This is a genomic window from Sphingobium sp. MI1205 (genome assembly GCF_001563285.1).
Lineage (GTDB): Bacteria > Pseudomonadota > Alphaproteobacteria > Sphingomonadales > Sphingomonadaceae > Sphingobium.
This window is the reverse complement of sequence record NZ_CP005188.1, coordinates 1,877,283-1,890,167: the sequence shown is the minus strand read 5'-3', so window position 1 is coordinate 1,890,167 and position 12,885 is coordinate 1,877,283. Positions and strand designations below refer to the sequence as shown.

The following is a 12,885-nucleotide window of genomic DNA, read 5'->3' as shown; positions in this document are numbered from 1 at the left end:
GGAGAGATTGAGGCGGGCGTGTGGATGCGCCCAGGCCCCAGGAGTAGAACCTCATGTCCTATGACGCCGCGTTTCGCTTTCAACAGGCGCTCGACCCTTCCGCGCTGACCACGCTTGCCGGAGGGCTGAACGTCCTGATCCAGGCAATCGACGAGTGCCATCGCAACCAGGTCGATGCGGAGTGCGATCCGGCGGTTCTGCTGCTGGCGCGTCATCTCGGCAACATTGCGACCGAGAACCGTCCGTCCCAGGCCGAGTTGCGCCGTGCTTGCGTCGAAGCCGTCGGCGCTGTCGAACGCACGCCGATCCTGGTGACGCTGGCGCGACGCGGCGTCGACTATGACAGCGACGCGAAGGCCATTTTTCACAAACAGGGCCGCAAGGCGATGACGCGGCTCGCCAAGGCGCTCGGTCTCGAACGCGGGCAATTCGAGTTGCGTTCCAACATGGCGGGTATCGCCTGCTCGGGCGAAATTACGATTCATGCCGCTCATCTCTATATCCAGTTCGATCTGGGCTGCATGGGACCGGGCTACGAGGTCATGTTCCGCACCTGCTCGGGGACCAAGGACTATGTCGGTGGCCGCAACCATTTCGCTTCCGTAGCGGAACTGATCGAGCCTGCCAGGCTCGCTGAACGTATCCGCCGCGATCTCGATCTTCCCCAACCGGACGCCGCTGCGACCCGGCTCTTCGCCTGAGGACAGTCACCATGGAAATCATCGTCACCCGTTCCCGCATCGCGGGGACGCTGCCGCACTATGCCTATCGCGCGCTGGTCCCCGCCGACAAGGTCACGGCCGAACGCCGGGCACTGACCGGCACGGTTGCCGGGCCACAACATGTCGGGCGTCTCCCATGCGTCCGTATCGCACCGTTGCTGGCGCCCGACCGCTATTTCACGATGGCGCATGCCGAGCGAGCGGAGTTCGCCTCCGGCATTGCCGCCCTCGGGCGCCGGATCGAAACCTTGATCATCCAGGCCAGCTTCCCGGAGATGACCGCGGCCTTCACACCCATCGTCTTCCAGCTCGACTCCGATCCCGGCGACGCCTTCACCTGGATCGACATCGACGACCTGACGTCCGCTTTCGATCGTCTCGAGCCGAAATACGGCAACCTCACCGCCTTCGATCTCGGCCTTCGTCAGGACGCTGGCCGCTGCGCCGCCTGATGCGCGCACCGATCCCGCATCCACATTACCCGGAGAATTCGACATGGATATTTTCGTCGCCAACGGAACGCACTTCTCAGCACCGTCGAAGATCGCGAGCTATCACGCCAGCGAACACGAAGCACAGATCGCCGCGACCGATATGGTGAACCAGCTCCGCGCCGACCTCGATGCCGAGGGCTTGCCGCCAGTCGATACGAGCAGCTGGCAATTGGGGCTGGTCGGCGTGCAATTCCGCCACCTCACCGCACAGAGCATCGAAATTGCCGACATAGACCCCGATGATCTCGCCGAAACCGCAGGCTTCAATGTGTGGATCGAAAAGGCCGAACTCCAGGGGATATCGGTTCTCGCACTTAACGATCGGCAACTCTCGACCGTGCTTGCCGCGTTGCGCGACCACCAGCGACGCCACTGTGGGTCCGATCCTGACATTGCCAGCAATCTCGGCCGACACGAACCACTGAACCCGGACGAGATCGAGGATCTTTGCATGCGGATCAATGGCGCCGAGCAGCTCCCTCTCGAAGCCAATATCGTCATCACGCTTGATGGCGGTCTTGTTCAGGGTGTCGTCGCCGACCGGCCGATCACGGTGCGCATTGTCGATTACGATGTCGAGGGCGCCGATCCCGACGGCCTCCTCATGGTCCCACAGGACAATGGCGATCCCGTCTCCGCATCCGTCAGCTGTTGGGCAGTTGAGGGCGCCTGCATTGATCCGGAATGGATAGCCCGCCTCGATGCAGCCAATGCTGCGGACCACCGAGCCACGAAGCAGATGACGGCGGAATGCCTGCCATGAGCGTTAGCGGAAACCCGCGGTGAATGAGGTCGGCGTCGAATTCGCCTGAAATGGCGGTTGAGCCGGCCACCTAGAAATCCTGGTGCGACTGGTCGGACGCGCCGGATCGCATGACCCCTTGCGGGTCGTTTCCGACCGCAGCCCTCTACAATCTGGAGAATTTCTGCATGACCACTTCCGATATCGATACCGCAACCGCAGAGCAGCTCGCTCCGGTTGCCTATGCCGCCATTCAGCGTCTCGGTCAGCTCGGCCGCACGGGCGCTGTCGCGCTCGCCGCCCTGGTCGAAGATGACGACGCCGATTTCGAGGAGGGGGCCTCCTGGATTGGCGATCTCGCCGCCGGAGACCTGCGCGAATAGCTCCCCGACACCGACATTCCTTGTTTTCCATGAAGCCCGGCCATCGCGCCGGGCTTCATGATTCCGGGGAACACAGATGCACCGCTTCGCCCCGAAATCTGATGACCGCGGGGCCCTCGAAAGGACGATCGATGATCAGCTTTACCGCAACCTATAGTCCAGAGGACAACAAGATCCGCATTTACGCGTCATCGCGCCTCGATGCGGAAACCTATGCACAGGTCAAGGAGGCCGGATTCAAATGGGCTCCGAAGCAGGAGCTTTTCGTCGCTCCCAGGTGGACTCCGCAACGCGAGGACCTGGCCATCAAACTGGCTGGCGAGATCGAGGCGGAAGAGATGACCCTGGCCGAGCGCGCCGCGATGAAAGCTGAACGGCTCGAAGATCTTGCAGACAAGCGCCATGCGCAATCCAACGCCTTCGCACGCCGCGCAGACGAACTGTCGCAGGCCTTCTATATGGGCCAGCCGATCCTGGTCGGCCATCATAGCGAACGTGGGGCGCGCAAGACCCAGGAACGCATGCACTCGGCCATGACGGCGTCCGTAAAGGCGGAAAAAGCGGCAGGCTACTGGCTCGGCCGCGCCAGCAGCGCCGAGCATTACGCCAGCAGGAAGAATGACCCGCGCGTCCGCGCCAACCGGATCAAGACTTTGCTGGCAGAGCTGCGAGACTTTCAGCGCGGCATCAATAGAGCCCATACGGCACTGGCGATCTGGGACGAAATCACGACCGACGAACAGATCCGCGACGCGCTCCGCAACAGGGATTCCCGTGAACTCTGGTCGGGCTATGATCTCTACTACAAGGTCGACAAGGGCGAGATCGCGCCCGGCGACGCACGGCAACAGTGCATCGACGGGGCAATGGTCACCGTCAATGGCCCCAACCGCCGCCGCTGGATCGAGCACATCCTGCACCGGCTCGCGTTCGAGCGTTCCATGCTGGGCGATGTGCCTCGCTATGATGGCGAGTTCACCCCGGTCATCATCCAGGCCTTTGCCCGCGAGCATGGCGCCGAAAGCCCCAAATGCACCGTGATCGCTGCGGGCCGTTTCCGGCTCGAAAGCCCGGTTCCGCTTCCGGCGCATATCGCGTCGGCATCCTCTCTTGAACTGAACCAGGATGACTGGCGCGACCTGATGCAGGCTTGCGGCTACACCGTGCCGGAGAGAAAGGCTCGCCGGGCGGGTAAGCCGGGCACAGTACCGCTGATCAATCCATCGCGCGAGCAGGCCGAACAACTTCAGGAGATATGGAACCTGCGCATGATCGCAGCCCGCAAGGGCAAGCAAAGTGCTGCCAAGCCCAACGAAGTCCGTGAGACGGAGCAGGCCTTTTATTCGGCTAATTCAAAGGGCGACTATGACGTGTTCAAAACGGTGGAGATAGCTGCCGACGGTCGCCCCGTGCGAATGAAATGGCAGGGGCATGAGCGCGTGCGGTCCGGCGAGCCTGTCGCCCGCATCCGTATCGCTGGGCTCGGCCTCCAAATGTACCAGCCGGACGCCGTCGTCGTCATCACCGACAAACCGGGCAAGCCGTTGCCGATCGACCTCGACGCTCTGGAAGCCGATGCCCGCCATGCCGCGGCCGAGGAGGCCGCAGCATGAAAACCGGCGTCTCTTCCCGGCCCGCAGAGCCATCACGGATTGCGGTCCAGCCGCGCAGCGTTTTCGCACAGGCTGAGATCGTGCCCGCTGCGGAAACCCAACGCCGCGTCATGCCGACGGCCAGTGTCGAATCCGCTCTTGAGACCGCTGCCTGCCTCTGGGAGGCTGTGCTGACATTGCGCGATCATCCCAGTTCAGACCCGGGCGCCATCGCCTTGGCGCTGGCCATCTGCGGAACCTGCAATGCGGTCGGCACAGCTGACCTGCGGTTGACAGTCGTGGGTTGGACCAGCGCGGTCGAGGCGGCGTGGAGCGTGGTTGCCGACAGTTACGATCTGTCTTTCGATTGGGATTACGTGCCAGGCTGGATCATCGATCATATCGACTGGTCCGATCCTGCTCATCCCACGATCAGGCCGGAACCCGTGCCGAAAGATCCCGATCGTGCTCCGACCGACGAACCAGTCACCGCCCAGCCGCCCGCATGGCGGCCGTCTGCCGACGAGGGGAACTGATCATGGGGCGCTCGGTATCCTATCCCAGCGGAGCGCATGTCGCGTTCGCACAGTGGGACGCGGGCTGGATCGAGGACGATGACGATCCTGACACCCGCCATTTCGATGAACTTGCCGCACAGGACGATTGGGACTTCATCGTCGCGGATTTTCGAGAGCAGGTGCTCGCACTCTATCCTTCGGCATGGTCCCATGACGGCTGGATCGACCGTGAAGACCGGATTGTCGCCATGAACGGCTATGCCCGCTTCGGCATTTCGGAATATTGTGGCTGCATCGCATACTGGGTGGTTTTGCGGAACGACATCGACGCCGGCCGGGAAGGGCTGGCAGAACAATGGTTCGACCGGATCGGGCCAAAATTCGAGCAGCGGTTCGCGACGCTTGTCCGTCTGGGCAGCTTCTCCAACGGAGAGTCCGTCTATCGGCGCATCGCCGCCTGACTGCCCGGTCAGCCGATCCCATTTTCGCCCATTCCTCGATCGCAGGATTCCGTCGACTTCCCGCGTCTCGACCGCGCAATTGCGCCATGAAGGGGAGGGGGCGGGATGTGGGAGCGACGATGAGATCGCTGCATTTCCGGAGACTCACATGACTTTCCCCACCACTATCCAAACCACGGTCGGAGATTCCCTGCTGACAAGGATCACAAGGTTTTTTGACGGATCGGTCTCTGCGTGTCTCATCGAGGCCATCCAGAACGCACGCCGGGCTGGCGCCACCCGGATCGATATTTCCCGGATCGAGAGCGATCGGGGGCCTGTGCTGCGTATTCGTGACGACGGGTGCGGCATCGCCGATCCGGTCAAGTTCCTGACGCTGGGCGACTCCGGTTGGGATGAGAAGATCGCCCGATCCGAAGATCCAGCGGGCATGGGCGTATTCAGCCTTGCGGGGCGCCATGTCACGGTCCGTTCCCACGCGGCCGAACTGGACGCGGCCTGGCAGGTGACCATCACCCCCGACGCCTGGGAAAGCGGCATGCCGCTCGATCTTGCGCCGACGGCCATCGACAAGGGCACCGAGATCGAGGTCGACATGGCCGAAGACTGGGTGAACGCACTCGAGCAGGCAGTGAAGGACGCCGCGCGCTTCTGCCCGGTGCCGGTCTGGCTCGACGGCAAGAGGCAACCCCACGAAAGCTTCCTCGCCGGTGCGGCGCGCGTCGAGAAATGGAACGGGTGCAACATCGGCATCTACAGCGACACCATTCATGTTCCACGCGAATTGGCGCGGATCAACTTCCATGGTCTCACGGTGCCTTGCCGGCTGCCGCATATCCATGACGGGGATGGAGATCCTGGCTGGTATGCCAAGGTCGACATCATAGATGCAGGCCACCTGCAACTCGTGCTACCTGCACGCAAGGAAATGGTGCAGGGGCCCGCGCTCGAGGCGTTGCACGAGGCCTGCGAGGCGGCGATCTTCCGCACTATCGCCCACAAGGGTCACCATCGGCTGTCCCATGCCCATTGGCTGCGGGCCAAGGCGCTCGGCGTGTTCCTCCCTGAAGCCGCGCCCTGGCTCTCGGCCTGGACGCCGCGCACCGCGGAAGCGGATAGCACCATGTTCGGCGAGCGGGTGGCGGGTGAACCGATGATCCTGATGCCGACCGACCAGGCCCATATCGAGCAGTGCGCCGCGCGCGCCCTCGCGTCGGGACAATTGCACGGCGCGACCCCGGTCGAGCCCGTCGACGATTTCGCGGGATACGCCTGGTATGATCAACTTCCGCGCGTGCTCGGATGGTCCTTCCGGGTCGACCGGGGCGAGGGCGACGTCTTCGACTATGCGGCTGATACGCAGCTGTCGCAGGTCCTGGTCTCCGGGCGCGTCGACGCGATCGAACTCGAAATCGCCATGCAGGCGTCAGCCGTTTCCGAGGAACCTGCCGAAATCCTCTCGCTGCCTGCGGATGTGCTGATCGTTCCCGATGACTGCTCGACCGAATTGGAGAACGTCGCCATCCTGCTCAGCGCCGACTGTACGATCACACCCAGCGAACTCGCCTGGCTGCTCGAAGCCGCCTGCTTCTACCACGTCGACGATTGTGATGCCGACAGCTATCATACCCAGCAGGCGGCATTCGACATGCAGGCGCGCTTTACCGCGAACATGTTGCTGCTCGGCGAAGATGCCGCGGTCCTCGAACGAGTCCGCGAGGCGATCCGCGAGCATGTCGCCTGGCTGATCCCCAAGGATCGGGCAATCCGGATGCAGGCTGTCAATTATCTGGTCGAGGCCAGCTTCGCGGACAATGACGACGAGGCCGCTCTCAGCGCCGCCGAATAACCCATTCTCTTTCCGGCCTGCCCGGCGCGTCATCACGCGCGCCGCGGCACGCCATGTCCATGAGGAATCGTCCCATGACCCAGGCTCTGCCATTCAGGAAGATTTTCGACGGCGTCGCGACGCGCGAGCAGATGTTCGAACTGTTCAACCGCGTTCCCGATTGCCCGTTCGAGGATCGCATTTCGGGGAAGGCATTTGAGAATACATGGTTCGAGATTGAACTCGAATCCTACGAATCCATGCTCGGGGAACTGCCGCCGCTCTTCATGCGCGCCGGGATGTTCGCCTGGTCTGAACTCAAGGCCGGTTTCGTCGGTTCGGTCTTCTTCGCCATCACGATCGGACGCAAGCGCTGGTTTACCGGTTATTGCAATCTTGGAGATCGCCATAGCCCCGACGCGATGCGGGCGGCAATCATAGCCCATGAGACAGCCGCCGCTCGGGGCATGAACCGCGAGCAGAAGCTCGAACTGATCTGGTCGCGCACGCACGCTGATTTTCGTGGTCTTGCAGGCGAGGCCGATCCCGATGCGTGGCCCCCGGAAGACCGGGGCAAACGCACGATCGTCATTTGTGAACCGGACGGCGGTTCCGCTTTGAAACTGCTCGAACGCCTTACCGATGATGAGATCGACCACCGGCTGCCGTCCGGGCCGGCGATCTAGCCTGCCGGGTGCTGTTCCATCCTTTCCATCCAGGAGCTGAAAGATGGCCAATCACTATCTGCAAACGGCGTTCGCCATTCCGCTGATGCCGCAGGAAGCAATCCTGCTCAAGGAATGCTTCGCCGTATCGACCCAACTGTCCAGCGACTTCGCCGAACTCTCGTCTAACGGGATGCAAGCGGTGAAGACCTATTACGCGTCGCTTAGCGAGGGATTCAGGAACACCTTCCCGAACAAACCGGAGGAGGAAGATCCTTTCGCGGACTTTCTCGATCTCTGGTCGGATCCGGGCTTTCCCGAGTTCGATGCCGATCTCATCATTCAAGGCGACCCGGAGGCCAAGACACAGTTCGCGTTCATCAGCGGCCATGAAGCCGACGTTCCGGCCCTCGCATCGCTGATCCAGAAAGTCTGCAAATCCGCGCTGCCGTTCGGCTTTCAATGGGCGGAGGTGGCCGACAAGGACATCGCTGACGGTTTCGGAGGCGGCTACTATGTCGTCACCGATACCGAGATATTCGGCGGCTCGACCCGGTGGCTCATGAAGGAGACGCTGCAAACCTTGCGGGCAGGAGCATGATCATGGCGGAACGCATCAACGCACGCGTCACCCTCCATGTCGAGGTGTTCGACGCCAAGGAGCTCTGGCAGCACGCATACGGGACCTACGAGGAGCAGAACGGCACAGCCGATCAGGGCGACTTCGAGGAGATGTACGGGACCGAGGACGATCCCGACATCGGGGAATGCATTCGCATGATCTTCGATCCGGGTGAAAGCCCGCCCTGCCTCCAGATCGAGGATAGCTCGGTCGAGGTTACGCTTGTGCTGTTGGAAAACCGATATCCGCTCTTCATCGCAGATCGCGGCGAGCCTGGGATCATAAGCGCCGAGCCTAAAGGCGCGCATCACCCCGAATATGGCGACGCGCTCGATATGATCGAGCCGGATACCGAGAGGGTATTCGCGCGATCGCAGGAGTGCCTCGACCACCATAGCAACCCGGCGCAATGGATCGAGAGCGTCCGGGCCAGGATGATGAAGCGGCTCTGAGGCCGCCAACAATCCGTCCATCCCCGACATAGCACCGGACACCTCGTGCGCCGCGTCCGGTCGCGCCCGCGAAGGAGATTTTCGATGAACGACGATCAATTCGACGCGCTGGTCGATGACGCTACCCATGCGGTCAACGACCTCATTCCCGACACTGTGCTGGACGGTCTTCGCGATAGTGAAAGGTCGGATCTGCTTTTCCAGATCAATGACGCGCTGACGCCGATTCTGCGCGAGGTAATCGACAGGACCGACAGCGGCAGCGACAATCCGACCCGCTCCAGCACGATTGCTGCTCTGATCTCCGAGCTGCTGGAAACCCATGCCCAAAAGTGTGACGAGGGCGGCGATTGTGCCAATGACCGCCCGCGGCATGTGATCTCGGAAGTTTACGGAACCAGCGCCAATATCGACAGCCTCGCGATCTGCGAGATCGAAATGGGCACGCAAATCTACCTCGTTCTGGACGATCATTCCGCCTTCCGCATCGCCGTGGAGGCGGTCTCCCCATGATCGAGATGCACTTGGCGCTTAGCGCGCTCAGGCGAGTAGCGCTCGTTTCTACCCAGAGCGAACTCGATGCTGCCAGGATGGAAGCCGCCGATATCCTCGATCAGGCCGGTTGGGAGAAATCGGCTCGCATCGTGATCGACAGCATCGGTCGCCCGGTTGCCTCCGACGATCAGGAAGGCCCGTCCCGACAAGGCTGATCCCGCATCGGCTATGCCTGCCTACCGGGCAGCAAAGCTGCCTCACCTCAACATCATGGAGGATATCATGGCCCAACTCTCTCCCCTTCGCGAGCGTTTGGCGAGCGCCGAGCACGCATATGCCTGCGCGATTCAGCGCCGCAGCGCCACCGGCCGCAACCAGTATGTCATCCGCACCGGCAGCCCGCTCCAGCCGTTCCGCGTCACGGAGACCCGGCCGGCGAGGGACGAAAATCTCGTTCTGCACGTCGCCTGAGACAAATCCTATCGTCGAGGAGGCGCCAATGAACGCTGCCGATCGATACCCGATCGAGCCGGGTATGTGGATCAGGACCGAGGAAAACGAGAAGCTCTTCTTCCTGCGATATTCATCGACCGGCCATTGGGGCTTCTTTTCCGAGGAGCGTCATCACACCGCGCGGGAATACAAGCTCCCGCTCGCGGGCCTCAAACCCTGGCACAAGGAACGCCGCCCATGAAAACGCACGCGATGGCGAGCGGCCTTCGGGTCACTCTCAGCAAGACCGAACTGCAGGCATTGCTTGCGCTCGCGCGATACGGCGCTGAACAGATTGCGGCCGCGCACCACTCTTATATCGTGCCCAAGCGACAGGAAGCCGTGGCGGCCGGCGTCATCCAGGGCCTCGAACAGGGTCTGTCGTCGGTCCGCTGGAAACAGGCGGAGGCCAAGGCAAGACGCGACGCACCGAAACGCGAGGCCGAGCGGCGTGCAACGCGCGAGCATCATGCCCAGATCGACGGCTATACCGTTTGGGGGATGTTGAGTGACTGGACCGATCTCTCCGATGACCCCGACCGGCGCCAGTGGGCGGACCTGTTAAATCCTCTGACCGAAGCGCGTGAGCAGGCAGAAATTCGCCGGAATGTCTGGCGGATATACATCAGCAAGGGCAGCGCGGCGGCGGACGATCTCATCGTCTATCCGGGCGATTGCACGCAAACCGCCGATCGTCAGGAAATCGAGGTGCTCGCCCGACGGATCATCGCGCAACATCGAGAATGACGGGATCGCGCCGGCAAGATATGCGCGCGCCCTCGGAGGGGACCACAGGATCGGCCATTGCGAAAGGGCCCGCAAGGAGGGGAGTAGGAGGGGCTGGCGGTGAACTTCCCTGGGAGCTTGCCATGACCGCCAGCGATTCTGCCACATACCATCGCGTATCCACGCCGCCCATATTCATCTCCGGATCGCTCTCCATCCGACAGCTTCCGGCCAGCGTAATGAAGCGGCTCGGCGCCGTCATCGACAAGGAGTTACCCGTCGTGATCGGCGACGCCCCTGGCGCGGATGCGGCCGTCCAACGATTTCTTGCCGATTGCGGTGTGCGTCACGTCACGATCTTCTGCGGAGGTTCCGTCCCCCGGCACAATATCGGCATATGGCCGGTCCGGCAGATCCGAGCAGATGCTCCTGCGGGCACGCGCGCCTTCCATAGCGCAAAAGATCGGGAAATGTGCCGCCTCGCCGGTGTCGGATTCGTCATATGGGACGGAGCGAGTCAGGGCAGTCGCGCCAACATCCGGCGACTATGCGAGCGCGGGCGGTATGTCGTCGTCTATCTTCGCCCTGAAGACCGTTTCGTCACCCTCGCCAGCGATGCGGAACGGATGGCGTTTTTGGCGTCATCTATCCATAGCGATGGAGTGTGATCATGCCCTCTTCTGACATCGACATATTGCCGTCGCGGGTAGGGACAGCGCCTATCAGCTGGCTCCCGATTTTTCGGACTGCTGGTAGCGCCGTCATGCACGGCGCGCGCGCAAGCGCCGGCGCACAGACCGCTTGAAAGACAGGCTTCTCCTTCTTAGATAGTGAATCGAACGATTCGATCAATTCGGTCGAATGGAGGCAGCTATGCAGACCATCACCGCCAACGAAGCCAAGACCCGCTTCGGCGAACTTATCGACCGCGTACAGCGCGAGCCGGTGCGCGTAACCCGCCGCAATCGGGTTGTGGGTGTGATGGTTTCCCCGGAAGACTATGCAGCCATGCGGGCGTTCTACGCGGACAGGCTCGCCAGCACGCTACGCGAAACCGCCAACGAGGCCGCGAAGAAGGGCCTTACCGATAGCGAACTGGAGCGTCTGCTGTCCGATGAAGGGTGACAGGTTCGTTATCGATACGAATGTCCTCATCAGCGCCGCGCTTTCAGCAGATTCGACCCCCGCAAGGGTGACGCTCTGGGTGATCGCCCATGCCCGGCTGATCTTCGCCGAGGCCACTTTCGAGGAATTTCGTTCCCGTCTTTGGCGTCCGAAATTCGACAGATATCTGACCATCGAGCGTCGAAATCAGATTCTACACGATTTCAGTGCAATCGCCGACTGGGTGGAACTGAATGACGATGCTCTTCCGGTCAGCAGCCGAGATCCGGATGATGATATGTTCATCCGCGCCGCCATTGCCGGATCGGCCCGTTGGCTTGTGAGTGGCGACAGGGATTTGCTGGACATTCAGGGATTGCCAGCGATTACGATCCTGACGCCGGCGGACATGCTGAAGCGGATTTCCGCATAGGTCTGACCCGGGCGGCGCCACGCTAGCGCAGCTGCGAATGACTCTGGCACTCCTCGACGCAAAGTCTTCGCGAATGGGAGGTGCGGCCCGGCTCGATGACGAAGTTCATCTGCGACCGGCGCCTGCTCGATCCCGACGAGTTCGATCATATCGTTGCCTAAGCGTCCACCGATCTCATCGGCTTCCTCGACGTCGTGGCGAGGCTGCCGCCCGATCAACTCCCGACCATCGGAAGCTGGCTCGAGCGGTTCAACGCCGGCGTTTCCTGATCGCTGACGGTCCATCGTTGGACGCAATCCCGCCATTTCTTGCGAGGTTCTTATGCTCACCATCCAGTTCCGGGCGAAAATCGTGACGATCTATTACACGGACGACACCATCGCGTATCGCCGGATCAAGATCCCCAGCATCGCGCGCCACCTCTGCGATATGAACGCCTTTCGCCGCTCACGAAAATTCGGAGCCTATGCGAACAGCGACCTGTTCCTCGCCATGGTGACGCGCGCCCTGAAAGAGAATGGCATCGCGAACTTCCTCCGCATGGGTGCGCTGCCCGAAGGCGTGGCCGTCGACGAAAGCGGTTTCCTCGCAGGCGTCACGATCACGCTTCCCGACCGATAGGGACGAGCAGCAATGCGCTGGGACATCCCCGCGAACTGAAGGAGCTTCGACATGCAAGCCACCGTCCGGCTGACGGCCAATGATATCCGCCAGCTTCGTTCGACCGCCGAACAGATTGCACGGCGGCATAGTTCCGCCCGTCGCTTCGCAATCGAGATTGCCGAACGCGTCAACCTCGCCACCGGCGCCGCTGGCCTCAACATTCGTGCGATCACCGACGATCCCGACTGGGAAGATACCGATCTGCACACGACACATCCCTGGTCGCGCATCCGTGAGCGTCATACGCTCGCCAACGGCACGGCACTGTTCGACCTCTATGTCTATGAGCGGCCCGGCATCGGCGAGACCGGCGATCTTGCCTGCTGCGTCGAGGCCGAACTGGATGGACAGGGCCTCGCAGCCTTTCACGCCGATAGCGCCAAGAATGTCTGGCGCCGGTCGGACCTGTAGATTGTCCTTCCACCCGTTCGATACGATGAGCGAGATCACGCACAGCAACCACACTTTGGGAAACCCGCCATGCGCCTGTCGG

At 62.0% G+C, this 12,885-nt stretch carries 21 protein-coding genes; all 21 read left to right on the top strand.

The annotated features are described in order from the left end of the window. The first annotated feature begins 53 nt into the window (after positions 1–53). The 21 genes from K663_RS09040 to K663_RS08940 all read left to right on the top strand — a co-directional run bounded on the left by K663_RS09040 (position 54) and on the right by K663_RS08940 (position 12,803). Entirely contained in the window at positions 54–701 is a 648-nt protein-coding gene (locus K663_RS09040) for a hypothetical protein (protein ID WP_013846895.1), read from the top strand. Positions 702–712: 11 nt separating this feature from the next. Next, positions 713–1,174, top strand: a complete 462-nt coding sequence (locus K663_RS09035; RefSeq protein WP_013846894.1) for a hypothetical protein — start codon at positions 713–715, stop codon at positions 1,172–1,174. A 43-nt stretch (positions 1,175–1,217) separates the two neighbouring features. Then, positions 1,218–1,979 carry a hypothetical protein gene (locus tag K663_RS24635; protein WP_013846893.1) on the top strand — a complete coding sequence of 254 codons (762 nt, stop codon included), beginning with the start codon at positions 1,218–1,220 and terminating at the stop codon, positions 1,977–1,979. Between the two features lie 167 nt (positions 1,980–2,146). Then, complete coding sequence (locus tag K663_RS09025; protein ID WP_013846892.1) at positions 2,147–2,341, top strand: hypothetical protein; 195 nt, start codon at positions 2,147–2,149, stop codon at positions 2,339–2,341. Positions 2,342–2,472: 131 nt separating this feature from the next. Beyond that, positions 2,473–3,954 carry a DUF3560 domain-containing protein gene (locus K663_RS09020; RefSeq protein ID WP_013846891.1) on the top strand — a complete coding sequence of 494 codons (1,482 nt, stop codon included), beginning with the start codon at positions 2,473–2,475 and terminating at the stop codon, positions 3,952–3,954. Next, on the top strand, positions 3,951–4,469 hold the full coding sequence (locus K663_RS24630; protein ID WP_013846890.1) for a hypothetical protein: 519 nt from the start codon (positions 3,951–3,953) through the stop codon (positions 4,467–4,469). Before K663_RS09020 ends, K663_RS24630 begins: the two co-directional genes overlap by 4 nt. A gap of 2 nt (positions 4,470–4,471) precedes the next feature. Continuing rightward, a complete protein-coding gene (locus K663_RS09010; protein WP_013846889.1) occupies positions 4,472–4,912 on the top strand; it encodes a hypothetical protein in 441 nt (146 codons plus the stop codon). 148 nt (positions 4,913–5,060) lie between these two features. Further along, positions 5,061–6,761, top strand: a complete 1,701-nt coding sequence (locus K663_RS09005; protein ID WP_013846888.1) for an ATP-binding protein — start codon at positions 5,061–5,063, stop codon at positions 6,759–6,761. A gap of 74 nt (positions 6,762–6,835) precedes the next feature. Next, positions 6,836–7,426, top strand: a complete 591-nt coding sequence (locus tag K663_RS09000) for a DUF1419 domain-containing protein (RefSeq protein ID WP_013846887.1) — start codon at positions 6,836–6,838, stop codon at positions 7,424–7,426. Between the two features lie 43 nt (positions 7,427–7,469). Further along, positions 7,470–8,006, top strand: coding sequence for a hypothetical protein (locus tag K663_RS08995; protein ID WP_013846886.1), 537 nt, complete (start codon positions 7,470–7,472; stop codon positions 8,004–8,006). Positions 8,007–8,008: 2 nt separating this feature from the next. Continuing rightward, on the top strand, positions 8,009–8,479 hold the full coding sequence (locus K663_RS08990) for a hypothetical protein (protein ID WP_013846885.1): 471 nt from the start codon (positions 8,009–8,011) through the stop codon (positions 8,477–8,479). Positions 8,480–8,563: 84 nt separating this feature from the next. Continuing rightward, positions 8,564–8,992: a hypothetical protein gene (locus K663_RS08985; RefSeq protein ID WP_013846884.1), complete on the top strand. Its 429-nt coding sequence runs from the start codon at positions 8,564–8,566 to the stop codon at positions 8,990–8,992. Further along, complete coding sequence (locus K663_RS08980) at positions 8,989–9,189, top strand: hypothetical protein (protein ID WP_013846883.1); 201 nt, start codon at positions 8,989–8,991, stop codon at positions 9,187–9,189. The genes K663_RS08985 and K663_RS08980 overlap by 4 nt, the downstream gene beginning before the upstream one ends. Positions 9,190–9,256: 67 nt before the next feature. After that, positions 9,257–9,445 carry a hypothetical protein gene (locus tag K663_RS08975; RefSeq protein ID WP_013846882.1) on the top strand — a complete coding sequence of 63 codons (189 nt, stop codon included), beginning with the start codon at positions 9,257–9,259 and terminating at the stop codon, positions 9,443–9,445. 28 nt (positions 9,446–9,473) lie between these two features. Continuing rightward, positions 9,474–9,668 carry a hypothetical protein gene (locus K663_RS08970; protein ID WP_013846881.1) on the top strand — a complete coding sequence of 65 codons (195 nt, stop codon included), beginning with the start codon at positions 9,474–9,476 and terminating at the stop codon, positions 9,666–9,668. Continuing rightward, entirely contained in the window at positions 9,665–10,213 is a 549-nt protein-coding gene (locus K663_RS08965; RefSeq protein WP_013846880.1) for a hypothetical protein, read from the top strand. The genes K663_RS08970 and K663_RS08965 overlap by 4 nt, the downstream gene beginning before the upstream one ends. Before the next feature lie 122 nt (positions 10,214–10,335). Beyond that, positions 10,336–10,860 (top strand): hypothetical protein, encoded by a 525-nt coding sequence (locus tag K663_RS08960; protein WP_119034652.1) that lies wholly within the window; start codon positions 10,336–10,338, stop codon positions 10,858–10,860. Positions 10,861–11,065: 205 nt separating this feature from the next. Beyond that, complete coding sequence (locus K663_RS08955) at positions 11,066–11,317, top strand: type II toxin-antitoxin system prevent-host-death family antitoxin (RefSeq protein WP_013846878.1); 252 nt, start codon at positions 11,066–11,068, stop codon at positions 11,315–11,317. Further along, positions 11,307–11,729 carry a putative toxin-antitoxin system toxin component, PIN family gene (locus tag K663_RS08950; protein WP_013846877.1) on the top strand — a complete coding sequence of 141 codons (423 nt, stop codon included), beginning with the start codon at positions 11,307–11,309 and terminating at the stop codon, positions 11,727–11,729. Before K663_RS08955 ends, K663_RS08950 begins: the two co-directional genes overlap by 11 nt. 351 nt (positions 11,730–12,080) lie before the next feature. Next, positions 12,081–12,350 carry a hypothetical protein gene (locus K663_RS08945; RefSeq protein WP_143761318.1) on the top strand — a complete coding sequence of 90 codons (270 nt, stop codon included), beginning with the start codon at positions 12,081–12,083 and terminating at the stop codon, positions 12,348–12,350. A 51-nt stretch (positions 12,351–12,401) separates the two neighbouring features. Next, entirely contained in the window at positions 12,402–12,803 is a 402-nt protein-coding gene (locus tag K663_RS08940) for a hypothetical protein (protein ID WP_030538185.1), read from the top strand. The last annotated feature ends 82 nt before the right edge of the window (positions 12,804–12,885 follow it).

Excerpts from the sequence above, each read along its gene's own strand:
- K663_RS09040 (WP_013846895.1), top strand. The coding sequence starts at position 54 with ATGTCCTATGACGCCGCGTTTCGCTTTCAACAGGCGCTCGACCCTTCC.
- K663_RS09035 (WP_013846894.1), top strand. The coding sequence starts at position 713 with ATGGAAATCATCGTCACCCGTTCCCGCATCGCGGGGACGCTGCCGCAC.
- K663_RS24635 (WP_013846893.1), top strand. The coding sequence starts at position 1,218 with ATGGATATTTTCGTCGCCAACGGAACGCACTTCTCAGCACCGTCGAAG.
- K663_RS09025 (WP_013846892.1), top strand. The coding sequence starts at position 2,147 with ATGACCACTTCCGATATCGATACCGCAACCGCAGAGCAGCTCGCTCCG.
- K663_RS09020 (WP_013846891.1), top strand. The coding sequence starts at position 2,473 with ATGATCAGCTTTACCGCAACCTATAGTCCAGAGGACAACAAGATCCGC.
- K663_RS24630 (WP_013846890.1), top strand. The coding sequence starts at position 3,951 with ATGAAAACCGGCGTCTCTTCCCGGCCCGCAGAGCCATCACGGATTGCG.
- K663_RS09010 (WP_013846889.1), top strand. The coding sequence starts at position 4,472 with ATGGGGCGCTCGGTATCCTATCCCAGCGGAGCGCATGTCGCGTTCGCA.
- K663_RS09005 (WP_013846888.1), top strand. The coding sequence starts at position 5,061 with ATGACTTTCCCCACCACTATCCAAACCACGGTCGGAGATTCCCTGCTG.
- K663_RS09000 (WP_013846887.1), top strand. The coding sequence starts at position 6,836 with ATGACCCAGGCTCTGCCATTCAGGAAGATTTTCGACGGCGTCGCGACG.
- K663_RS08995 (WP_013846886.1), top strand. The coding sequence starts at position 7,470 with ATGGCCAATCACTATCTGCAAACGGCGTTCGCCATTCCGCTGATGCCG.
- K663_RS08990 (WP_013846885.1), top strand. The coding sequence starts at position 8,009 with ATGGCGGAACGCATCAACGCACGCGTCACCCTCCATGTCGAGGTGTTC.
- K663_RS08985 (WP_013846884.1), top strand. The coding sequence starts at position 8,564 with ATGAACGACGATCAATTCGACGCGCTGGTCGATGACGCTACCCATGCG.
- K663_RS08980 (WP_013846883.1), top strand. The coding sequence starts at position 8,989 with ATGATCGAGATGCACTTGGCGCTTAGCGCGCTCAGGCGAGTAGCGCTC.
- K663_RS08975 (WP_013846882.1), top strand. The coding sequence starts at position 9,257 with ATGGCCCAACTCTCTCCCCTTCGCGAGCGTTTGGCGAGCGCCGAGCAC.
- K663_RS08970 (WP_013846881.1), top strand. The coding sequence starts at position 9,474 with ATGAACGCTGCCGATCGATACCCGATCGAGCCGGGTATGTGGATCAGG.
- K663_RS08965 (WP_013846880.1), top strand. The coding sequence starts at position 9,665 with ATGAAAACGCACGCGATGGCGAGCGGCCTTCGGGTCACTCTCAGCAAG.
- K663_RS08960 (WP_119034652.1), top strand. The coding sequence starts at position 10,336 with ATGACCGCCAGCGATTCTGCCACATACCATCGCGTATCCACGCCGCCC.
- K663_RS08955 (WP_013846878.1), top strand. The coding sequence starts at position 11,066 with ATGCAGACCATCACCGCCAACGAAGCCAAGACCCGCTTCGGCGAACTT.
- K663_RS08950 (WP_013846877.1), top strand. The coding sequence starts at position 11,307 with ATGAAGGGTGACAGGTTCGTTATCGATACGAATGTCCTCATCAGCGCC.
- K663_RS08940 (WP_030538185.1), top strand. The coding sequence starts at position 12,402 with ATGCAAGCCACCGTCCGGCTGACGGCCAATGATATCCGCCAGCTTCGT.